We start from the raw sequence: 21,552 nt of genomic DNA on the forward strand, positions 1-21,552 counted from the left end.
CTCATAGTAAAATATTATGTAACGACCGACAATGGTCGAGGAAAGTTATGTTGTAAAAGTCCGCGGACAACGTGAGGCCATCATTATTGTGGGCGTGTCGAGACAGTAATGAATTCGATGCTGTCTGACACGATCTCGGAAAACCCATGAGGCAATTTGGCATCGAAACTCAGGGTATCGCCGGTTGTCATGGCAAAGTTTTCTGTACCGCACCGATACACTGCATCACCCTTGATCAGGTACAGAAAGACGTATCCTTCGTGCTGATAACTTGGCAACGTTTCTGACTGGTCTTTCGAGATGCTGATCCTCGCAGATTGAAACATGCCGCCTGGCCCGCCATGCTTGCCAAGCAACAGGTAGTCATGCGCGTGTCCTTGTGTGATCCGCCGCGAGGCCAATCCTTCGCAGGCTTTGACATGATGCACGTCTGCTGAAACCTCGGTATGTGCGAACAATGCCATCAGAGGGACATCCATTGCCTCCGCCAAAGCCTGAAGCGTCCCAAGAGAGGGCGAGACGCTACCATTCTCGATACGGCTGATCATCGACGTTGAAATCTGCGCTGCAGTGGCCAACTCAGAAAGGGTCAGATTACGTTCCTGCCTCAATCTCAGCAGCGTTTGTCCGACATCGTGCTCAATATCTCTTTGTTTGATCACAGTCTTCCGTGCCGATCTCGAAGATGGTTCGCCTAAAGCTAATTTCTATAGTTGCGCCAATTTTGTTGGCCCAGTCAATCATTTGTACCGCCGTTGGCGAAAGCAACTATACGGGAAAAACTCGAACCTTGGTTTACTACTCGACTGGCGTCCAATCTGGTTCGAGATCGAATACCGAAAACCCCTCTGCCACTTCTAGCGACTCACGACCGAAACTTGCCTCATAGACAATGCCAGTTTCGCCAACCATGAAATAAAGGATGCCAATCTCGCCATAATAAGAGGGAACCTAGGCTGGATGTGTCGCAAACTTTTGTGACATCCAGCGCCAGCGACTTACTGGACACACCTATCCTGCGATCTCAGCAAACATCCGAAAGCCCGCAGTCGTAGTGCTGGAGAATTGCCCTTCTGGATCATGTTCGCGACTTCGATGCCGTCCAAAGTAGCCGAGACAAATCTGAACGATTTGAACCCACACATGTGCCCGATGAGACGCTTGATGAATCTATGATCCTGTTCGATCATGTTGCTCAGATACTGGGGCTTGATTGTCTGTGCTTTGGCGGGGCACCCAAATCGCCTCAGAATTCTGTTCACTTCTCGCATGCCGGTCGCATCAGCACCGCTTTTGTCGATGACGATCTTACTCGGGAATTGACTTGACGACAGCGCTTTGCCAAAGAGCCTGGTCGCTACTGGACGGTTCTTTTGCCCAACCCAAGCACCTCAATTTACCGTAGCTTCGTGATAATCTCTTCGGGCTTGTGTCGTTTCGTTTCCATTTTGATTCTCCGTTCGCTAATGATGGCAGAAGACTATTTCAGCAGGGGGGATCAGGGTTGAGTGACCCCATCTGCCGGGTCCAATTTGATTGTTAGTGCATGATCGGCCTTTGGCCTATCGGCACGATGGGTTCTGGCGTTGATGGGCGATAAGCCAATGCAATGTGTGGTCTTCTGGTGTTGTAGTGCTTTTTTCAATTTTCGATGACGATCTGCGCTTCGCGCAGGTTATGGAATATCTCGCCATTGAGCAGTTTATCCCTCATTCGACCGTTGAAGCTATCGCAACATCCATTCTCCCAAGGCGAGCCTAAATCAATGTATGCCGTTCTGGCGCCGACAGCGGCAATTCCCAAGTGTAATGACATCCGGTTTTCTGCTGTTTACCGAAGTCGCAGGACAAGTGCGCCCACAACTTCGTTGACGTAGTCCCCTCTAATAGTTTGGGCACGACCAACTACATGCGCCCGGTGAGTATCTTAGCAAGATCGGGTTCAACCTTTTGGGTTTGCTCCAGATCCAGGCTGTTTTTTATATGGAGAAGGTGGTGTCGGATGTTGTCTTCTGCGGATTGCGGGTCGCCACTCACGATTGCATCAATGATTGATGCATGCTCATCATCTGGACAAGATGAATCCTTGTGGGTGCCGAACAGTGCTACGATCAGAGACGATCGGGTCGCCAGTTCCTTAACGACGCGTGTGAGTACCGCGTTATTGTGGCATTTAGCCAATTCGACATGAAACTCGCCGGAAAGTCTGATAACCTCAGTTCTGTCGTTTCTTGCGCGAGCTTCGTCTTCTTTTTCGATATGTGTTCGCAACGCATTGACACCTGCGCTGCTGATCTCACGTGTCAATTCTCGCACGATGCCCGTTTCGATCATCAAGCGAGCTTCGAAAACCTCCTGGGCTTCCTTAGGACTCGGGCAGGCAATAAAGGCGCCGCGATTTGAGCGCAGTTCGACAATGCCTTGGCTACTCAGCAGCAGCAAAGCTCTTCGGACCCGCATCCGACCGACGCCGAAAGTTTCACATAAAGTTTGTTCGCTCAACTTGGTTCTGGGTGCCAGCTTTTGTTCCATGACTGCCGAATAGATACGGTCGACGATCAATTGCTCATTCGGATCGGTTTGAACGGTGTCGAGTTTTTGCTGGGCGTCTGTCATCTTGTTCCAATTTGGCTGGAATACACGTCGATCGTATTTAGCCGTACTACTCTTAACTGACAATATATTGGACTTCTGTTCACAAATTCAACAAATACGTTTACTAAAAACGTTGACATAGATTGTTAACAATGCAGTATCCAAGGTGCATTCCGGGATTCGACCCGACGCATTGTTTACTTCGCCAAGCGCACAGAAGAGGCGCCGAGACCTCATAGGGAGGAAAGAATGAAACGTAGAACCCTGATGAAAACTTCAGTCGCCCTGGCATTTTCCGTAACGGCGCTGGCTTCTGCGGCCTGGGCGGAAAACCCTGTCCTCAAGATCGGATTTGTGGGCGTGACATCCGGCCCGGCGGCAGCCTGGGGGATTTCCAACCAGCGCTCAATGGAGGCTCGCGCCGAGTGGCTCAATGAAAAGGGCGGGTATAAGATCGGCGATACGACCTATGATATCGAGATCGTATCCTTCGATGACCAGAAAGACCCCAAGCGCGCAATCGCGGGCATGGAAAAGATGGCGCAGGAAGGCATCCACTATGTGGTCGGCCCGAATGTCGATGACGGTGCTGCCGCCGTGCGCCCCGTGGCCGAGGCCAACGGGATCATGTATTTCCCTTACGCCTTCCCGAAAGAACTTTATACCGCACCCGCATCCAACGCGGTTCTGGGGATGGTGGCGAATTACCAATCTGGTCCTGCGATCTATAAGTACCTGAAAGACGAGAAGGGCGTGAAGACCGTGGCGTTTGTTGCCGCGAACGAATCCGACCCGCTAAGCCAGCGGGACGGTGGTGTGGAAGCGGCCAAGGCGCTGGGGCTTGAGGTTGTTTCGGACAACGTCACCTATCAGGTGGATACCACCGATTTTACTCCGGTCCTGACCCCGGTCATGCGTACCCAGCCCGATTTGCTGGTTCTTTCGGGCGTCTCTCCGGCCAATGCGCCGCAACTGATCCGCTCGGCACGTGAACTTGGATTCCAGGGCCTGATCTCGACCGAAACTGCGCAGGACGCGACAGTTCTGCGCGAAGGGGCAGGGGATTTGGCCAATGGGTTCATTTCTGTCGGTGGCGCGTCAACGCCCGAGATCGCATCGGATGACATGAAGGAGTTCGTCAAACGCTATACCGATATGTTCGGCGAGTATAACGACGAGTCGAACACCAAAGTTTATGCGCTGGAATACATTCTGGCGACGTTGAACGCCAACCCGGCTGGCATTGACGACGTTACTGCTTTCCAGACCACGATGGATACGTTTGAGGCCCCCAATCCCTTCATGAAAGGCGACGCCACGATGCGGTATGTGGGGACCACATCGTTTGGACAAAAGCGTCAGATTGCCGTTCCGCTGGTAGTGAATGTCTATCAGGACGGAGAGTTTGACACGCTTTTCGTCGCTGAAGTTGACTGAGGCAATACTCCCAATCAAGGCAAAAGCCTAACGAGCCACTCACTCTCCCGGGCTGACAAACAGCCCGGGAGACCCGAACCTTACGCGGGACACTCATGGAACAGATATTAGCAAACGGTATCTATCTGGGGGCGCAATATGCGATGATCGCCCTGGGTTTGACGCTGATTTTCGCCTTGATGAACGTGCTGAACTTTGCCCATGGGCAGATGTATGTTCTGGGTGGGTTTGTCACTTACACATTCTACGGGCAGCTCGGCTGGCCCTTTGTGCTGGCTTTGCTGGCCTCGTGCATCACTCTTGCCGTATTGGGTGCACTGATCGAAAGGTTCCTGTTCGCACCGGTTATACGAAGGTCATCGCGCGAGGAAAGCACGATGTTGCTGGCGGCTGGGCTGGCCTTCCTGTTCGACGCCATAATCTTGCTGGTCTTTGGCGAGAAACAACGCGGTGTCCCCAAAATCGTCGACGGTGTTTTCAACTGGGATTTCAGGTTGATCATGCCGTATGACCGCATTCTGATCTGCGTTCTGGCCATTTTGTCCATCGTCTCATTCATTCTGTTCATGCAGTATTCCAAAACCGGTCGCGCCCTGCGCGCGTTGGCGCAGGACAGAACCGCGGCGCAGTTGATGGGCGTCAATGTCGACCGCTATTCCATGATCGGGTTTGCACTGGGTGCGATGCTGGCCGGTCTGGTCGGCGGGCTGCTGGTGACCATCACCGGCGTCAATCTGGGGATGGGTGGCCCAACCTCGATCAAGGCCTTCATGATGGTAATGATCGGTGGTGCGGGCGTGATTTCCGGTGCGATAGCTGGCGGTATCATCCTTGGGTTCCTGGAAGCCATCGGTTTGGCCGTCCTCTCGCAATACGGCGACATCACCTATCTGCTGATTTTCGTCTCGCTGATGATTTTCCTGGCCATCCGCCCGCAGGGGCTGATGGGTAAGCCGTGGGGATAGCGCAGTGCCGAAACTCAACATGATCCAATGGGCCGGTCTGGCAGTGTTCCTGCTGGCGATATTCATCCTGGTGCCTGGCTTCGTCGCGGCCTCAGGACGGTCCGATCTGTACTATACCCTGACCTCGGTGGCACTTTTGTCCATCGCCAGCGCGGGTGTCTGGTTGACCTTCTATATCGGCCGCATCAATATCGGTCAGGGTGCCTTTGCGCTGATCGGCGCTTATGTCTCGGCCATTCTGGTGACAAAGGCAGGTATGTCTTTCTGGTTATCACTGCCGCTTGCGGGGCTGTTTGCTGCCGGGGTGGCGGTTGTGATCGGACTGCCGATCCTGCGATTGCGCGGCGTCTATTTCGCCATGATCTCGCTGGTGTTGACACAGGTGGTCACGCTGACCGCGCTGGCCCTGCCCATTACCAACGGGGCGAAGGGAATTACTTCGATCCCGCTTCCCGGAGGCGTCTCGGTCCTTGGACTTACACTGATCCCGGATTTCGCGACGCTTGAGAACCCGAGGCTGGCCTTCTACTACACCGCCTGCGTGCTGATGGTTCTGACCTTTGCCGCAATGTACCGGCTGGTGAATTCGCGGCTTGGCCACTTGTGCCGGTCGATGCAGCAGAACGAGGAACTGGCGAGTTCGATCGGCGTGAACATCTCGTACATCCGGGTCATCGTGTTCGCCATTTCGTCCTTTCTGGGCGGCATTGGAGGGGCGATGTTCGGTTCCATTGCCCAGTCGGTTTACCCATCCAGCTTTCAAGTCGCCGATAGCGTGAATTTCATGCTGAACTGTTTCCTCGGCGGGCTGGGCTATGTCTTTGGCCCGATGCTGGGCACGCTGGTTCTGTACTTCGGTTGGGACTTGTTGTTTGAACTTGGTCGCTTCCAGTTGTTGGCCTATTCTAGCATGCTGATCATCCTGATGCTGTTCCTGCCTAACGGGCTGCTCAGCCTGCGCCTGCCGGGTCAGAAGGGGGCGGACAAATGAGCCATCTTCTGGAAGTCCGTCATGTCACCAAGAAGTTCGGAGGGCTGACTGCCAACAGCGATATCTCGTTCAATGTGAACGAGAACGAGATCCTGTCAGTGATCGGGCCAAACGGGGCAGGCAAAAGCACGTTGTTCAAGATGATTTCGTCATTCTTGCCGACGACATCAGGCGAAGTGTTGTTCGAAGGTAAGCGCATCTCGAATTTGAAGCCGCATGTGGTGGCCAGAAAAGGGGTTGTCCGAACCTTTCAGGAGACGACGATCTTCAAATCGATGACAGTCCGCGAAAGCATCGTTGTCGCGCAGCACCTGCGGGCCAGAGCCTCGTTGGCCGGGTATTTCTGGGGGACCAAAACAGCCCACGAAGATGTCGACAGTTTTGGGCAATATGCGGACGATCTGATCGACTTCCTCGGTATGACAGACATTGCCAACGAGCAGGCCTCGAACCTGCCGCAGGGCAATCTGCGGGCGCTGGGGATCGCCATTGGCCTGGCGACCGATCCAAAGGTACTGCTGCTGGATGAGCCCTTTGCGGGAATGAACCACGATGAAACCATGAAAATGGTCGATCTGGTACGCAAGGTGCGCGATGACCGGGGTGTCACCGTATTGTTGGTGGAACACGATATGCCAGCGGTGATGAAAATCTCCGACCGGATTGTGGTTTTGAACTTCGGCGAAATGATTGCCGAGGGTACGCCGGCAGAAATCCAGAACAACGAAAAAGTCATCGAAGCCTATCTGGGCAGCGCAGATGACGAAATCGGGATCTGAACCATGAGCAAGATGTTGGAATTCAAGGATGTCGAACTCTACTACGATCACGTCTATGCGCTGAAAGGTGTATCGATTGATTTGGAACAAGGTGAAACTGTCGCTCTGATTGGCGCTAATGGCGCGGGCAAAAGTTCGATCTTGCGGGCGATCACCGGGCTGGCGAAGATCAAATCCGGTTCAGTGGCGTTTGAGGGCGAACAGATTGCCGGAACCAACCCGGCCGAAATCGTCTCGAAAGGCATCGCGATGGTGCCCGAGGGGCGGCGTGTCTTTCCTTACATGACGGTGAAAGACAATCTGCTGATGGGGGCGTTCACCCGTTCGGACAAGGCGGAAGTGCAGCGCACGCTGGATTCGGTTCTGGAACGGTTTCCGCGCCTGCGTGAGCGGTATTCGCAATCGGCTGGCACTCTGTCGGGCGGCGAGCAGCAGATGATGGTAATCGGGCGCGCCCTGATGGCCAAACCTCGCTTACTTTTGCTGGATGAGCCGTCGCTGGGAATTGCGCCTAAACTGGTGCAGGACATCGCGCGGTCCATCGTGGCGATCAACCGGGACGAAGGCGTGTCGGTACTGCTTGTCGAGCAGAACTCGCGCATGGCGCTATCGATTTCGCACCGTGCCTATGCGCTGACCACCGGAAATGTGGTGATCTCAGGCAATTCCAAAGAGCTTTTGACCGATCCCCGGATCAAAGCTGCTTATCTGGGCGGGGAAGTGTGAGGATATTGTGAAACTGTTAGTCGTCAATCCCAACACCACCGGTTCTATGACTCGAAAGATCGAGGCGGCGGCCCGCGCCGTCGCGAGCCCTGATACCGAGATCATCGCCATCAATTCGCAGGATGGTCCCGCCAGTATCCAAGGGTATCTGGATGTTTCGACCTGTGTTCCGGGCTTGTTGGATGTGGTCAAGCAGCATCCGGATGTGGATGGCATCGTAGTGGCCTGTTTCGATGACACAGGCGTCGACGCTGTACGTTGCATCACCTCGGCTCCGGTCGTTGGTGTTGGTGAGGCCGCCTATCACGCGGCGTCTATGATCAGTCCCAAGTTCAGCGTCATTACGACACTATCCCGCTCATTGGCGGGACTGGAAGCCAATCTGTTGCGCTACGGTCTGGATCGCCGCTGCGTTAGGGTCCGCGCGTCAGATGTACCGGTTCTTAAGCTGGAAGAGAACGATCCGAATACGGTTGATATTATCCGCGCTGAAATCCGCGCGGCCATCGACGAGGATCGGGCCGAAGCCATTGTTCTGGGTTGTGCCGGAATGACTGACCTGATGTCGCATTTGTCCGAGGAATTCGGCCTGCCAGTCGTCGATGGGGTTGCTTGCGGAGTTACGTTTGTAGAGGCCTTGGTTAAGGCAAAACTGACGACTACAAAGCTTTGCTCTTATGCTTGAGAATTCTCTTCGGGCAACGGCATCTTTTGGCATTCCTTGTGATGGATCTGTTAAATATTTTTTTGGGCATTGCCTCAAGCGGGCTCAGCGCTTGCTTGATCGCGTGATGTGCGGATTCAGAGTCAGCTTCGAATTCTTCGACGCTCTGACCGAATTTGCGCAGGGTTCGTTCCTGATAGTAGTCTTTGCGCAATTCGTCGTCAGGGGAAAGCGCATGGCTATCTTTGGAAACTTAGACGCATAGAAATAATCGAGGGGAAAACACCAACCTGGTCGACGGAGTGCGCGAAGTTCTTATGACCAGAGATTTGAAGGGTAACCTCCTGACGTTACCCTTCGTTGTCTTTCATTTGGGATCAGAGCACGCGCTACTTTGGGATGCTGGAGCACGAAAACCCATCACACAACGAGAACGTACCGCACCCTTTAAGCAGGCATCCCTTGTTTGTAACGCACCAGCTGCAATCCCCGAGACTCTGAATGCCGAAGATTATTATGATAATAGGTTTGGGCTGACCTTCTGAATCCGAGAAGGCACCGAGTTGTTCTGTCAAGAATGTGAGCCTCTCAACATCGTCAGTTAATGACTCTGGAGGTAGTCTGACATCTAGATTTTCCTACTCTTATCGTATGCGCTGAAGCTATCTGACAGATTGAGGAAGAAGTTCTGCCCTTCGATCTAAAATATGACGGTATAACTGGCGCCATCGCCTAGTTCTCAGGGCCGATCAGAGACCGAAATTTGAAGCAACTCATTCTCTCCTGTGAATTTATTGAGGTTCGAGGCACCACCCTTTAAGCGATATTGATTCAAGTCAAACATCGCAGCTGTGACGAAGGGATAAGACGAGCATAGCTTCTCCTTTTACGCAGTCCTTGTGATTTGGATCGACATGCTCGCAATAGTAGCAGTCTACCAGCCGACTCAAGTATGGCGTGTTGCTGTGTTTTGCTATGTCCGATACGGCGTGCTCTATCGGGATCTGGAAGAGTTCATGGTCGAACGCAGCATAGCCCAGCTACTGAAATTGCCACTTCTCCAATATTCTTTGAAAAGGCTAGGTCTGATGAAATCACCCGAAAAACCGAAATCTATCTGTCGTCTCGTTGCCGCAAAAAACCAAGCCCTGAACAATCTCAGCAACGGCAACACCCCGATCTGGAAAGTTGGTGATGCTGATTGTTGTTGACGGTTCGAAGGAACAGTCTCATTTCTTACGACCCACGCTGAGCCTTCTATCAACACGATCTAGGCGGAACTTATAATAACAGCATGGAGGTTGCGATTTCTGACACAAGCCAATCGCAAATTATCCCCGTCTTTCAGACCAGCCTCTTCTGAACGAAGTTGGTGCTTCACCATAGCGTTTCTTGAACCGCACTGTCAGCTGGGTGGCGCTTCCAAAGCCCGTAGCGGCTGCGATCTCAGATACGGGCATCTCGGTTTCGCTGAGCAATGCGTAAGCCCGTTCAACGCGTAATTCGATGTAAAACTGCACTGGTGAAGTTTCGACATACTTTTGGAAAAGGCGCTCTAACTGACGACGAGATATCTGTACGGCCTCCGCTATTTCAGAGATATCCAATGGGTCTTCAAGATTTTCATGCATGATCTGCATGGCATTGATCAGGTATTGGTTGCGGCTGCCCAACGCCACCGAGAACGCTGATTTCTGAAGCGTTTTACTGTTGTTGGACCGAAAGTGGATGCACATGTCTGAAACGATGACCGCGAGGTCGTTTCCAAAATCGGATTCGATTATGTCCAGCATCATGTCAATTGCAGCGTTGCCACCACCGCATGTCATAAGCTCGTTATCGATCTCATACAGGTTTGCCGACGGTTCCAAATCATGAAAGTGTTCGATAAAAGCAGGGCGGTTTTCCCAATGCAAAGTGAATCTTTTCCCTGACAAAACTCCAGCCTTTGCAAGGGCAAAAGCTCCAGTACAGATACCACCCAAGTTACAACCATAGGCCTTCTGGCGGCGAATCCATGACAGCACATTGGGGTTGGTGCTTTCTGCCGGTTCAATACCCGAGCAGACAAACAGCCGCGAGGATCGCGGTAGGCTACACAAGGCGAAATCCGGCGTAATCTCAATTCCATTCGAACAAGAAACCGGATTTCCGTCTTCTGTGATCAGAAACCACTTGTACAATTCCTTGTTTGTGACCTGATTGGCGATCCGTAAAGGTTCCACTGCAGCGCTAAAGGCAAGCATGGTCAGTTTAGGCAACAGCAGGAAATATAATTCTTTGGCCGACCCATCGAAGTCTATGCGATAGCTGGCCGCGCCCTTTGGAATAAAGTTTCTCGGGTTCATTTTAACTTCTCCCAGTGGCAACCAAGATGGATGAATGGCACCAACACTCCATAGAGTATAGGTGTAGAACAGTCAGGTACTCATCCATGCAACAGGTTCACAGCTTTCCTTTCAGGAACGGATCTTCGTTTCACTCGCTCTTGGTGAGAAGAGCCTAGTCATGGCAGAGAAGATATCGAAGGCTAGCGACAACCAGCAAGCAAACACGGTCACCTGGCACGTCCGTCGCTCAGACGTTGCCAACTTCTGGCGCGTGTGAATGACGGCCTGACGAAACTCCTCTGTGGGCGGGTCCCGGGCTTTAGATGGCTCAAGCTCTCCTTGAGGATCAGCTTGTTCAGCTTAAGTTCAGCCACGATATTCTTCAGCCGAGCGTTCTCTTTCTCCAGGCGCTTCTGCTCGGGCAGCTGTGCTCGGCCCATCCCGCCGAAGCGCTTTCTCTAGTTGCAGTACGTGGCATCGCTGGTGCCGACGCTACGACATGCCGATGCCTCATCGTGACCTGCTGTCAGCTTTAGCTCGATCTCACGCCGCCAACGCAGCTGCGGCACAGAGCATAGCGTGGAAATGCAGTTAGTATCAAAGTGATTGAAAAATCATGACATTTCTGCATCAGAAGCGAACGAACCTAAGCGTTAACGAAAGGTTAAATTGAAATCTGTTGGAAACTATCCTGCTCTGAATCACGTCCGGCGTTAAACGTCATCCAAGCAAAAACAAAGCACCAGGTTACGAGTACCTATTCTGGGATCTCGTCAAATAGCCGAAGGGTATCGGATGATCTGTCGCAAGCTTTGGGGTGGTTCAAAGCTAGCGCTCAGGTTGGATATAGTCATCTTGTGAGCTCTGCAAATTGAAGGAATCCGCATATTGAGGATCCGAGTTATCCCTTCCTGCGCGAATATGCTGACCTGAGTTGGTATAGAAGAAAGGAAAGGGAGAGAACTAAACCCAATCAGTGTCGATCACGACCGCACTCGCCGCAGATGCTCGTTCCCCAGGAAAAGTTACTTCCAAGCCGCATAAAGACGTATTTTCTCCCGATATCCAGCCGCAAGTATTACACCGCCTGAGCCGGTATGGCCGATTGTCGTTGACATTCCATCACTCAAATATGGCGGGCTAAGTGTTCCATTTTACGGCTTGATTTTGGTGTGACCCGACGGTCAAACGCGGATGCTGCAAGATCGTCTCTAATTGCAGGAGGGTCCCAACCAGAACAACCATCTCTACCAAGCCGAGCTTTGAGCAACTTGGGTGTCGCCCCCATATCATCTGCATCAAGGGCACCCAGCGGGCTACTGTGAGGTTTGGACGGGGAGGCCTGAGTCGCCTAATCCGCTTTTGATTGCGCATATCGCCGATTGTTCTCTAAAAGCGAGCTTTTGCCCACGTCTTCAAGCCCTTGGTCGTAGATTTCCACCGCGCGTTGCCAGCCATCATTGTTAAAATACAGCCTCGCCCATTTCTCGTAGGCGTATACTTTAACATCGTGCGTCGTGTCGGGATCAAGAACAACCGCAACGTCGTCTATGAGTTTCAAGGCGGCGTCCGGCCTGTCGTCATTGATCATCACTTCAACCCGATCAGACAGAACGTTGTCTAAAATATCTGACAAGGTTTTCCTATCAGGAAAGGTCTGTTCCATCTCCTCAACTGCAGCGATCAACCCAACCGGGCCATCCGCGTTTAGGGCAGATTTGGACCATTCTTGAAAGGCATAAGGAACATTGCGTCGCAAATCGCGCGAGTCTGGAACCAGCTCAAGCCCAGCGGCATAGGCAAGCAGTGCGCCTTGCCAATCACTTTGCTCCAATCGCGCGTTCCCCCAGTCACGGTAAAGCACAATGGTGCTGCTGTCGAAATCCTTGGGCGAAAGATACGGCCTTGCGCTCGCCAGTTGTGTCTTCGCAAGGTCAATCTCGCCGGATCGAACGGCTTCGGAGATCAGTTTCTGTATTGTTCGCGTGCCCATTTTCGCGACCTTGTCGTCGCTTGGAAACAAGATACCCAGCTTTTCTGCCGCGGTGGCTACGCCCTGAGCGCCCGATTCAGCTCCAGCTGAACGCGTCCATTCCTGCGCCACGTACGCCACGTTATTGGAAAACAGTTTGGCGTCGTTCAATTCGCTGCGGCCATTAGAATAGAGTGTTGCGGCTGTTTCCCAATCTTTGTCATTCATTGCGAGTTGTGCGCGATGATCAATGATTAGAACTCTGAGTTTGCGAAAGCTGTCGGGTGATAGTAGCAGCTGTGCACTTGCCAGAAATCGCTCTGCATCATCATAGTCTCCATCGCGCAGTTGCGTGTTCACCTTTCTGATAATCTCATTCTCTTCAAATCCTGGGTCTATCGCGAAGGTCGGAAACAACTGACGAAGCAAGGCGTTGACCGCTTCCAGGTCAGCGGTTCCCCCTTCTGATAGCGCAGCTGCCTGCCATCTCTGTGCAACAAAGCGCGCATTCCTAGATAGGTAATAGTCATCGGGGTGCGCTGACAGCCCATCTGAATGCAGTTCAGCAGCCGCTTGCCAATCCTCTCCATCGATCAGCGCGCGGCCATAAGCGTTATAGGCATACGCTCCGGCGTCAAAATCGGAACCCGCTTTGGCAATCAAAGGCTGAATTTCTTGCGCCACGGCCAATGTTTCTTCCAGTGTGCGCGCACCGAGTCCCGCATTGATTTGCTTTATGGCAAAATTTTCGGCCACGGCATCAAATTCCGCAAGGGCCGCAAATCGGTTTGATAAATCCGCAATTCTGGATAGTCCTTCGATAATTCCACCGCTGTCCTTGGCCCATTCCTGCGCAAGGAAGCGTGCCAGTCGCTGAACGCTTTTGGAGTCGGCATCTGCGCTGAGACCCTGCATCAGCAGATCCGCAGTGACCTCATAGTCTTTTGTGCCAATCAAAGACCGCGCCTGTCGAAGATAGAGGTTTGACTGCCACTTACCAACTTCGGCTTGTGCCGCACCCTCCAGGAGATCGACCGCCCGGTCCGATATTGCAAAGGCTTGCTCCCATTCACCGCGAGATATGGCTACCTCTGCCGGCCTCAAAAAAACGGCAATGCGGTCGGGATCGAAGTTTTGGTCTGGAATCTCTTTCGCTGCCCGATCGAGTATTTCAAGCGCTGCAACATAGTCCCCCGAAGCTGATAGAGAGTCCGCCCATTTGCTCCATACCGCGCGCTGGTTTGCGGCAAGAATTTCGTCATCTGCAGACAATCGTCGGCCCAAAGCAGCAACGGCCGTGGCCTGCTCCCATTCGCTGGCTTGCCCCAGCGATCTGGCCCATCCGTTCAACGCCGCCAGTGCATTCGTGATGGCGGATGAGAATTCAGGGTCAAGGCTCATGGCGCGGAAATTAGCAAGTAGAGCTTCACGGAATTTTCCGTCGCGATAAAATTCCACTCCGTGATTATAGTAGATCAACGCAGCCGTCCCGTTGCGATCAATTTCGCGTCGTAGATCTTTGTGCGACTGGGGAATGTAATTGAACCCTGTGAGCTCGCGGAATTCCTCAATTTGTTCACGGGCGGGTGCGAACCCACGCCGGGTCGTTGTCTCGACGTCCACATGGTCAATGCCGTCATAGAGTATTGAAAAAGCATGGTCGGGAACTTCAATGGTTCTTAGGTCCAAACCCAAACGCCAACCAAGAATGTTATACAGGGCTGCTGATGAGACACAGTTAAAAATACCTTGGTCGAGAACCGTTGATACATCCGTTTGTCGCAGTCTGTACCCGTTGGAAAACGTGTTCTCGTGCAACCATTCCAAAAGGTTTGCACCAAGCACAAAAGGGGATGCGTTCTCATCTAAATCTGCACGAATCTGGGCTTCGATCCCATCAAGCTGTGCACGGTAGGCATCGCGATCGGATTGTTCGATCACACCCGAAGCTAATAGGGCAATTTCCTCCAGATCGCGCATATCGAGCATTTCAGTCTTCGCTCGCTCAAAAATGCCCTGCTCAGCCGCTGTCAGCGAAAATCCGATTTCACCAAGAGCTTCAAGTTCTTCGATCATGGTAATCGCTGTCGCCGGAGCTTCGCCAAATGCGTATTGCGGCTCTGGTGGGCCGTCCCGGCCCATCAACCACACGTCGGTCAGGGCGAATTGTGTCTGACCGTCTGCCGGGAAAAGGCGAATTAATGCCCAGGACGCCGCGGCGGGCGCCAGCGGGATGACCTGTTCGGGCTTCAGTGCATCTATGCGTTCTTCGAACATAGATCGAAACCCGGAAGTCGGAGAGTAGGTTGAAATCAGAATATCCACTCGGGCAGGTGGCGTGTCTGAGGGATTGTTTGACAGGGCAAGAACAAGTTCCGTCGCACTGGCAACGCGTCCTCCGAAACCAATCACCACATCCACCGGTTCCCCGCCAACAATGTCAAATCGAGCGACCGTATCTGCATTGCCGTCCAACAGCGCGGCAATGGACGGCAAATGTTCCGGGGCAGTCAGATCGGCTTCAAGCCCAGCGCCCTGGAGCGTTAAGAGCGACGTCGCATCTTCTTGAGCAGACGCATCGCCGGGATAACTGACACCAGCGACAAGTACGATCGGAAGCAAACATGAATTACGTGAAAAGAACATTAGCCTACATCCCATTGGATATGAGTGCGCTGTCCTTGACCGGAGCTTTCAACGTGAAATGTGTTTCCAAACAAACAAAATACGTTTCGATGCGTGACTTCCCGTGGCGAACGAGCGATTTTCGCATCCACCATGGAAGTGCTTCAAAGTCTTTACGAAATTCGATCATACAATCGTGGAAGATCATTTCCTTCCCCTCGGCTGAACTGTAATGCGTTCTCGTCTTTACTGCATTGTCGGCATGCGAACCTCCTAGACGACCTTTTTATACTAGGCGCGCGCAGTGCATTTCGTCCACATTGTCACCTAGACTTACAACCTGACCTAACGGTGTAGTGGATAGTTTCACGCAAAAAGGGTTTCATCCCTCCGGTTGTTACTGCAAAAATCGGCTTCGTCCCTGACTGCTACTGCGGTAGTGCATACCGGCGTAAGCAAGGGACTACTGGAGGCGCCCGTCGAGCTTTGCAAATTCTGCCTACTGCGCATCGCCGCCATACTTGCGAGGCGTAACATCGTTCGGTTTGGGCAGCCAGCTTCACAAAGCCAATTGTAGCCCGATGTCACAGGCCGCTAATTGCTGGATGCTTGCTTCAGAAAACTATGCAAAATCAGTTTAAAAATTGTGCTCTCAATTTCTGGACTGTGTCACCAATTGCCGGACTGTACCCTTAATTCCAAGACTATGCATTTTGGGGATAAGTAGCGTTTCAAACTGGCTGAACAGGGAAGGTGGTTCAGCGAGCTGACAAACAAATCGCATCTGGTTGGGGTGGTGATATTGATCAACGGCAAGAAACACTGGTGGTAACATGTCATTGATTCAAATGGCGATGGGCTGGATATCCTAGTTTAATCGCGCTGAAAAAAGGGTTCAGCTAAGCGCTTCTTGCGAAAGCTGTTTTGGTGTTGGGGCAGGCCACGCCCGGGCCGATGCTTTTCAATATTGAGCGAGAGTATGCGTCCGAAGTGACCGCATGGTTGTCGCTCAGGACACGCTTTTCGGTAAAAGGTGAACAACCTGACAAAGCCAATGGAACCTATTCGCGTAGCTTTCCAACACTGTTTCTCGTCACGATGGAGTGTTCCAGAAACACTGAGCCAACCGGATATTCGTTATTCGCCAGAAGTTCCAATAACATCTCCATCGCGCGTTGCCCTATAAGGTTTCGCGCCTGGTGTACGGTCGTCAGTTCAGGTTGAAAAATTCGGGAAAACGGTATGTCGTCAAAGCCCATCACAGATATCTGGTCGGGCACGGTAAATCCATGTTGCTGAAGGCCCCGGATTACCCCCATAGCGGATTCATCGTTGGCGCAGAAAACGGCGGTGGTTCGCGGATATTGGGTGATTAACTGATCTGCCGCCTGCTCACCATATTCATAGGTGAAGCCACCGGGGATGGTGTGGATGTGGTCTGTCAGGCCGGCTTCTTCCATCGCCTGAACATAGCCAGCGCACCGGTCATTGGTCAGCGGATTGCCTTCGGGTCCGGTGACATGCGCGATTCTTCGGTGTCCCTGAGCAAGCAGATATTGCGTGGCATCGAACGCCGCTTTCCGGTTGTCGGTCCCGACATGAGCATAGCTTGCATCATCCAGTCGTTCTGAGATTGAGACGACCGGGGTGCCCTCCGGCAGCATCCCATCCGGAGGCGCGGCACCGTTCAGAATCAAAGCACCATCCGCGCGTCCGTTGCGCAGGTTTTCGAGGATATTCGCATACCGCGCGTCTTCCCCGTTGGTGTTGCCGATTAAGATCGTCAGATTGGCGCGGGTCGCAACTTCTTCGATGCCTGACAGGATCTTGGAAAAGAAGGGGTTGGAAATATCCGGCAGGATGACCAGCACCGTACCCGACCGATTTCGCCGCAGCATCTGCGCAGCAGTGTTGACACTGTACCCAGTTTCCGAGACAGCCGTGAACACAGCGTCGCGTGTTTTTTTGGAAACGATATCAGGCGATTGCAACGCCCGGCTTACTGTGGCGGTAGAGACACCGGCCACCCGCGCAACGTCCCGAACCGTGGGTCTCTTATTCGAGTTTCTTGTCATGCTGACGATTTATAGCAGCGAAAAACGAAGAATGTAATGGTTTACATAATAAATGAAATCGATTACATAGATTCGCACCGTGGCATCTTCTGAGCTCTGGGGAGGGGACATGAAGCTGGGTGTGAACCTGCTGTGCGTCGGTGGGCTGATCGACAAGGCGCGGCTGGAGTTTTGCCAGCTCGCTGCCGAAGCAGGGTATGACGGTGTTGAAATTCCAGTCCTTGAAGGGTCCGCCGATCACTATGCATGGCTGGGGGCTGAGCTGGATGCGCTGGGGCTGGAACGGACCTGCACAGCGATTGTCCCTGATCCCAACGCAGACCCGACCAGTGCCGACCCAGATATCCGGGCGGGCGGTGTTGCTCATCTGGACTGGATACTGGACTGCGCGACAGCACTGGGTGCCGAAACCATCGGCGGGCCCTTTCATGCGCCGATCGGGCATTTCACCGGCAGCGGGCCAACCGCTGACGAATGGCAGCGCGGTGCCGAAGCGCATCACCGAATGGCTGAAAAAGCGGCTGAGCGGGGGATGCGACTGGCGCTGGAGCCTCTCAACCGGTTTGAAACCCATTTTCTGAATACGGCCGAACAGGCAGCGCGGTATTGTGACTTGGTCGAGCATCCCGCGTTCGGGATCATGTACGACACGTTCCATGCACATATCGAAGAAAAGGATCAGGCGCAGGCGATTGCAGCGCTCTCTGGCCGGATCAACGTTCTGCATATCTCGGAAAATGACCGCGGCACGCCTGGAACTGGGCAGATCGACTTTGGCACGATCTTTACGGAGGTGAAGAAAACCGGGTTCGATGGCTGGGTGGTGATGGAGGCCTTTGGTGCAGGTGTCTCGGAGCTCGCTGCGGCCACCCGCATCTGGCGCCCGATGTTCGAAGACCACCCGCAGCTGTTTCACGATAGTGCTGCGTTCATTCGTAAGGGCTGGGCGGAGGCATGAGCAGTGATGTCATCTTTGAGATGAAGGGGATCACCAAGGTCTTTCCGGGGATCAAAGCGCTGGACGCTGTCAGTTTTTCGGCGCGCCCTGGCGAGGTCCATGCCCTGGTCGGAGAAAATGGCGCAGGCAAATCCACGCTGATGAAGGTACTGTCCGGCGTGTATCAGGCAGAAGAAGGCGACATCTTTCTGCGCGGCCAGAAGGTGCGGTTTCAGCACCCGCTGGAATCCCTCGCTCAAGGCGTCAGCGTAATCTATCAGGAGTTCTCGTTACTGCCGGACCGGACCGTGGCCGAGAATATCTTTCTGGGCCGGGAGCCCACGCGCAGTTGGGGCCTGTTGGATATCGACAGGATGCGGAGCGAAACGCAGGAGGTGCTGGCGCTGTTTGGGGATCGCCATCGCTTTGGCCCGGACACCCTGGTCAGCGATCTGGACGTTGCGCAGCAGCAAATGGTCGAGATTGCCAAGGCGCTGTCGCTCAACGCACAGGTGATCGTCATGGACGAGCCGACGGCAGCGTTGAACGATACCGAATGTGATTTGTTGTTCCAACTGATTGACGATCTGCGCGGGCAGGGGCGGTCGATTGTCTATATCACCCACCGCATGCGCGAAATTCGCCGTCTGGCCGATCGCGTCACCGTCATCAAGGATGGCAAGGTCGCGGCCGCATTCGATCATGTGCCGGAAACCGGTCAGATAGTCGAAGCCATGGTCGGGCGTGACATTGGGCATTTCTACCCAGAACCCGCGACGCCGGATGAGGTTGGCGAGGCCGTGCTGAATGTGCGCGGGGGCGGCAATGACCGCCTGTTCGACATTGATCTGGACTTGCGCGCGGGTCAGATCACCGGGTTTGCGGGCGTTCAGGGTGCAGGCCGTACGGCGCTGGCCTTGGCCCTGTTTGGCGTGGAACCGTTCGAAACCGGCGCGGTGACGGTTGAGGGGAAACCGGTCCGGCTGACCAATCCGCGCAGCGCCGCCAAGGCCGGGATCGCCATGCTGCCCGGCGACCGCAAGGCTGAGGGGCTGATGCTGATGCAATCGGTCCGTGACAACGGCATGATCTCGGCGCGGGCGTTTTCCGAGGCTCTGGGCGCGCCGAACAAGTCGCCGATTGCGACTCTTGATCAGATGGATGCGCTGTTTGATGCGTTTGATTTACGTGCGGCGAATTATGAGGTCGAAATTCAGTCTCTGTCCGGCGGCAACCAGCAAAAGGCTATCGTTGCACGCTGGCTGTCGCTGGCCCCGAAGATTCTGATCTTTGTCGAACCCACCCGTGGCATCGACGTCAACACAAAGGCCGGGATCTACGCCCAGATGCGTAAGCTGGCGCAAGAGGGGGCGGCGGTCATGGCGATCTCGTCTGATTTGCCCGAAGTTCTTGGCATCTCGGACCGGGTTCTGGTGATGAGCGACGGCAAGATCGTGGCCGAGTTCGGATATGGCACCAGCGAGGCCGAGGTCATGCATGCCGCGACCGAGGCGCATCTGGAACTGGAAGCCTCATGAAGATCGGCAAACCCCGGAACCTGGCAGCTCTTGCGCCGTTTCTGTTGCTGCTGGTGGCGGTGGCGATCTACGTCATTGTCGCGGTGGCGACCGGGCAGACGCAATATCTGACCGCCGAAAACCTTCTGGGCCTTCTGGGCCGCTCAATTGCGCTGGGGATCACGGCGATTGGGCAGACCTTTGCCATTCTGATCGCGTCCATCGATCTGAGCGTGGCGAACCTGATCTCGGTATCTGCGGTGTTGGCCTCGTCCATCATGTCGGGCGATCCGTCGATGATGCTGCCGGCGATTGCCGCCGTCCTGGCGGTGGGCGTTGTGGTTGGCCTGATCAACGGGCTGGTAATCACTCAGTTCGAGGTCAACCCGTTGATCGCCACCCTTGGTATGGCGCTGATCCTGCAGGGGCTGTTGAGTGCTACGTTCAACAATTTTGCCGGGGAAGTTCCGGAAGAGTTTCAGGTCTTCGCCTATGGGCAGGTCGGGGGCATCTCGATCAGCCTGATCTTTCTGATCGCCCTGGCGGTGGTCGCCTGGGTGTTCCTGCGCTTCACTCGTGCAGGATCAAACATCTATTCGGTTGGTGGCAATCCGGATGCGGCCAAATTGGCCGGTATGCGCACCGCGCGCGTGGTCATCATGGCTCATGTGATCTGCTCGGTCTGCGCAACCATAGCGGGGCTGTATCTGGCCAGTCGCCTACGCTCGGGCGCGCCGTGGATCGGGCGAGACGGCGTCTATGATCTGGAATCCATCGCTGTGGTTGTCATCGGAGGCACCGCCTTGTCCGGCGGGCGTGGGGGCGTCTGGGGTACTCTGATGGGGGTGATGATCTTCTCGCTGATCGACTCGATCTTCAACATCGCGGGCGTCGATGCCTTTGCCAAACAGATCCTGCGCGGGGTTATCATCGTAGCCGCCGTTGCCGTCTATGCCGTGCGCAGCCGGAGGATCGAGGCATGATGGCGCGGCTGAAGCAGATAAATCCTGTCTTTCTGGTGCTGGCGCTGTTGTTTGTGGCGATTGCGATCCTGTCGCCGTATTTCCTGCAGCCGACGGGGTACATGAATTTCCTCAAACGTGCGGCACCGATTGCGATCCTGGCGGTGGGGCAGCTTTACGTCATCAACTCGGGCGGGTTTGATCTGTCGGCAGGAGCATTGGTGACGCTGACGGTGATCGGCAGTTCGATCCTGCTGGACGGGGATGCCAGCGCGACGTGGTGGGTGATCCTTGTCATGCTGGGGTTGGGCGTGATCGTGGGCACGGTGAACGCACTGGTGGTGTCGTGGCTCAAGGTGCCGTCGATCATCGCCACGCTGGGGATGATGATCACGCTCAGCGGTGTGGCCCTGACATGGTCGGGAGGTGCTCCGCGCGGGTATCTGCCAGAGAACTTTCGGTTCTTCGGCCGCTACCTGATCAAAGATCTGCCGCTGATCAAAATCCTGCCCGTCGCGGTGATCGTGATGGTCGTAGTCTGCGTTGCCATGTGGTGGCTGATGCACCGCACCAATTATGGCAAGCGCTTGATTGCGATGGGCGACAATCCAAAGGCCGCATTGCTGGCCGGAATCCCACTCACGGAAACGCGGATTGTCGCCTTTATTATGTCCTCGATCTCGGCCGTCATGGCTGGGATCTTGCTGGGCGGCTTCGCGGGCGTATCCACAGATGTGGGCGTCGGGCTGGAGCTTCAGGCGATCACCGCCGCCGTCATCGGCGGTGCACAATTGCTGGGCGGGCGCGGCACCGTAGGAGCCACTATTGCGGGGGCGCTGGTGTTGCAGGCGATGTTCACGCTGCTCAACATCCTGGGCTTTCCCAAACCCATTCGCGACGTGGTGCAGGGACTGATTTTGATCTCGGCGGTGGTGATCGCCGGATACCGACGACGCCGATCCGGGGGATAGGCGCCCG

General features: G+C 54.3%; 16 protein-coding genes and 3 pseudogenes. 11 read left to right on the plus strand and 8 right to left on the minus strand.

Annotated features, from left to right (window positions below):
- Window positions 1–83 precede the first annotated feature (83 nt).
- From ACR3EM_RS19155 to ACR3EM_RS19175, 5 genes and pseudogenes are all read right to left on the minus strand, one after another.
- Window positions 84–662, minus strand: coding sequence for a helix-turn-helix domain-containing protein (locus ACR3EM_RS19155; protein ID WP_480472229.1), 579 nt, complete (start codon window positions 660–662; stop codon window positions 84–86).
- 136 nt (window positions 663–798) lie between these two features.
- Window positions 799–936, minus strand: a pseudogene (locus ACR3EM_RS19160) (DUF2950 family protein); the annotation flags it as partial.
- A 62-nt stretch (window positions 937–998) separates the two neighbouring features.
- Window positions 999–1,361: pseudogene (locus ACR3EM_RS19165) on the minus strand (DDE-type integrase/transposase/recombinase); the annotation flags it as partial.
- 178 nt (window positions 1,362–1,539) lie between these two features.
- Window positions 1,540–1,797: pseudogene (locus tag ACR3EM_RS19170) on the minus strand (integrase core domain-containing protein); the annotation flags it as partial.
- Window positions 1,798–1,904: 107 nt separating this feature from the next.
- Entirely contained in the window at window positions 1,905–2,615 is a 711-nt protein-coding gene (locus ACR3EM_RS19175; protein WP_480472230.1) for a GntR family transcriptional regulator, read from the minus strand.
- 228 nt (window positions 2,616–2,843) lie between these two features.
- Between ACR3EM_RS19175 and ACR3EM_RS19180 the strand changes: the two genes are divergently transcribed.
- The 7 genes from ACR3EM_RS19180 (at window position 2,844) to ACR3EM_RS19210 (ending at window position 9,367) form a co-directional block, all read left to right on the plus strand.
- Window positions 2,844–4,031: an ABC transporter substrate-binding protein gene (locus ACR3EM_RS19180; protein ID WP_480472231.1), complete on the plus strand. Its 1,188-nt coding sequence runs from the start codon at window positions 2,844–2,846 to the stop codon at window positions 4,029–4,031.
- A 95-nt stretch (window positions 4,032–4,126) separates the two neighbouring features.
- A complete protein-coding gene (locus tag ACR3EM_RS19185; RefSeq protein WP_480472232.1) occupies window positions 4,127–4,996 on the plus strand; it encodes a branched-chain amino acid ABC transporter permease in 870 nt (289 codons plus the stop codon).
- A 19-nt stretch (window positions 4,997–5,015) separates the two neighbouring features.
- Window positions 5,016–5,987 (plus strand): branched-chain amino acid ABC transporter permease, encoded by a 972-nt coding sequence (locus ACR3EM_RS19190; protein WP_480472906.1) that lies wholly within the window; start codon window positions 5,016–5,018, stop codon window positions 5,985–5,987.
- Entirely contained in the window at window positions 5,984–6,766 is a 783-nt protein-coding gene (locus ACR3EM_RS19195) for an ABC transporter ATP-binding protein (RefSeq protein ID WP_480472233.1), read from the plus strand. Before ACR3EM_RS19190 ends, ACR3EM_RS19195 begins: the two co-directional genes overlap by 4 nt.
- 3 nt (window positions 6,767–6,769) lie before the next feature.
- Entirely contained in the window at window positions 6,770–7,492 is a 723-nt protein-coding gene (locus ACR3EM_RS19200) for an ABC transporter ATP-binding protein (protein ID WP_480472234.1), read from the plus strand.
- A 7-nt stretch (window positions 7,493–7,499) separates the two neighbouring features.
- On the plus strand, window positions 7,500–8,177 hold the full coding sequence (locus ACR3EM_RS19205; RefSeq protein WP_480472235.1) for an aspartate/glutamate racemase family protein: 678 nt from the start codon (window positions 7,500–7,502) through the stop codon (window positions 8,175–8,177).
- A gap of 878 nt (window positions 8,178–9,055) precedes the next feature.
- Window positions 9,056–9,367: a hypothetical protein gene (locus ACR3EM_RS19210; RefSeq protein ID WP_480472236.1), complete on the plus strand. Its 312-nt coding sequence runs from the start codon at window positions 9,056–9,058 to the stop codon at window positions 9,365–9,367.
- 120 nt (window positions 9,368–9,487) lie between these two features.
- Here ACR3EM_RS19210 and ACR3EM_RS19215 read toward each other — a convergent pair whose 3' ends face one another.
- The 3 genes from ACR3EM_RS19215 to ACR3EM_RS19225 form a co-directional block, all read right to left on the minus strand.
- Window positions 9,488–10,504, minus strand: coding sequence for a GlxA family transcriptional regulator (locus tag ACR3EM_RS19215; RefSeq protein ID WP_480472237.1), 1,017 nt, complete (start codon window positions 10,502–10,504; stop codon window positions 9,488–9,490).
- 1,333 nt (window positions 10,505–11,837) lie between these two features.
- A complete protein-coding gene (locus ACR3EM_RS19220; RefSeq protein ID WP_480472238.1) occupies window positions 11,838–15,104 on the minus strand; it encodes a transglutaminase-like domain-containing protein in 3,267 nt (1,088 codons plus the stop codon).
- A 1,040-nt stretch (window positions 15,105–16,144) separates the two neighbouring features.
- Window positions 16,145–17,158, minus strand: a complete 1,014-nt coding sequence (locus ACR3EM_RS19225) for a LacI family DNA-binding transcriptional regulator (protein WP_480472239.1) — start codon at window positions 17,156–17,158, stop codon at window positions 16,145–16,147.
- Between the two features lie 109 nt (window positions 17,159–17,267).
- On the opposite strand from ACR3EM_RS19225, the gene ACR3EM_RS19230 reads away from it, so the two are divergent.
- The 4 genes from ACR3EM_RS19230 to ACR3EM_RS19245 are packed head-to-tail and all read left to right on the plus strand — an operon-like array spanning window position 17,268 to window position 21,545.
- Complete coding sequence (locus tag ACR3EM_RS19230) at window positions 17,268–18,116, plus strand: sugar phosphate isomerase/epimerase family protein (protein ID WP_480472240.1); 849 nt, start codon at window positions 17,268–17,270, stop codon at window positions 18,114–18,116.
- Window positions 18,113–19,633: a sugar ABC transporter ATP-binding protein gene (locus tag ACR3EM_RS19235; protein WP_480472241.1), complete on the plus strand. Its 1,521-nt coding sequence runs from the start codon at window positions 18,113–18,115 to the stop codon at window positions 19,631–19,633. The genes ACR3EM_RS19230 and ACR3EM_RS19235 overlap by 4 nt, the downstream gene beginning before the upstream one ends.
- Window positions 19,630–20,595, plus strand: coding sequence for an ABC transporter permease (locus tag ACR3EM_RS19240; RefSeq protein ID WP_480472242.1), 966 nt, complete (start codon window positions 19,630–19,632; stop codon window positions 20,593–20,595). Before ACR3EM_RS19235 ends, ACR3EM_RS19240 begins: the two co-directional genes overlap by 4 nt.
- The gene (locus ACR3EM_RS19245; protein WP_480472243.1) at window positions 20,595–21,545 is read left to right on the plus strand and encodes an ABC transporter permease; all 951 of its coding nucleotides are present in this window, start codon (window positions 20,595–20,597) and stop codon (window positions 21,543–21,545) included. The genes ACR3EM_RS19240 and ACR3EM_RS19245 overlap by 1 nt, the downstream gene beginning before the upstream one ends.
- Window positions 21,546–21,552: the final 7 nt, after the last annotated feature.

This window comes from Ruegeria sp. AH3, from assembly GCF_056536265.1.

Excerpts from the sequence above, each read along its gene's own strand:
- ACR3EM_RS19240 (WP_480472242.1), top strand. The coding sequence starts at position 19,630 with ATGAAGATCGGCAAACCCCGGAACCTGGCAGCTCTTGCGCCGTTTCTG.
- ACR3EM_RS19235 (WP_480472241.1), top strand. The coding sequence starts at position 18,113 with ATGAGCAGTGATGTCATCTTTGAGATGAAGGGGATCACCAAGGTCTTT.
- ACR3EM_RS19195 (WP_480472233.1), top strand. The coding sequence starts at position 5,984 with ATGAGCCATCTTCTGGAAGTCCGTCATGTCACCAAGAAGTTCGGAGGG.
- ACR3EM_RS19245 (WP_480472243.1), top strand. The coding sequence starts at position 20,595 with ATGGCGCGGCTGAAGCAGATAAATCCTGTCTTTCTGGTGCTGGCGCTG.
- ACR3EM_RS19185 (WP_480472232.1), top strand. The coding sequence starts at position 4,127 with ATGGAACAGATATTAGCAAACGGTATCTATCTGGGGGCGCAATATGCG.
- ACR3EM_RS19230 (WP_480472240.1), top strand. The coding sequence starts at position 17,268 with ATGAAGCTGGGTGTGAACCTGCTGTGCGTCGGTGGGCTGATCGACAAG.
- ACR3EM_RS19175 (WP_480472230.1), bottom strand. The coding sequence starts at position 2,615 with ATGACAGACGCCCAGCAAAAACTCGACACCGTTCAAACCGATCCGAAT.
- ACR3EM_RS19200 (WP_480472234.1), top strand. The coding sequence starts at position 6,770 with ATGAGCAAGATGTTGGAATTCAAGGATGTCGAACTCTACTACGATCAC.
- ACR3EM_RS19190 (WP_480472906.1), top strand. The coding sequence starts at position 5,016 with ATGATCCAATGGGCCGGTCTGGCAGTGTTCCTGCTGGCGATATTCATC.
- ACR3EM_RS19220 (WP_480472238.1), bottom strand. The coding sequence starts at position 15,104 with ATGTTCTTTTCACGTAATTCATGTTTGCTTCCGATCGTACTTGTCGCT.
- ACR3EM_RS19215 (WP_480472237.1), bottom strand. The coding sequence starts at position 10,504 with ATGAACCCGAGAAACTTTATTCCAAAGGGCGCGGCCAGCTATCGCATA.
- ACR3EM_RS19180 (WP_480472231.1), top strand. The coding sequence starts at position 2,844 with ATGAAACGTAGAACCCTGATGAAAACTTCAGTCGCCCTGGCATTTTCC.
- ACR3EM_RS19225 (WP_480472239.1), bottom strand. The coding sequence starts at position 17,158 with ATGACAAGAAACTCGAATAAGAGACCCACGGTTCGGGACGTTGCGCGG.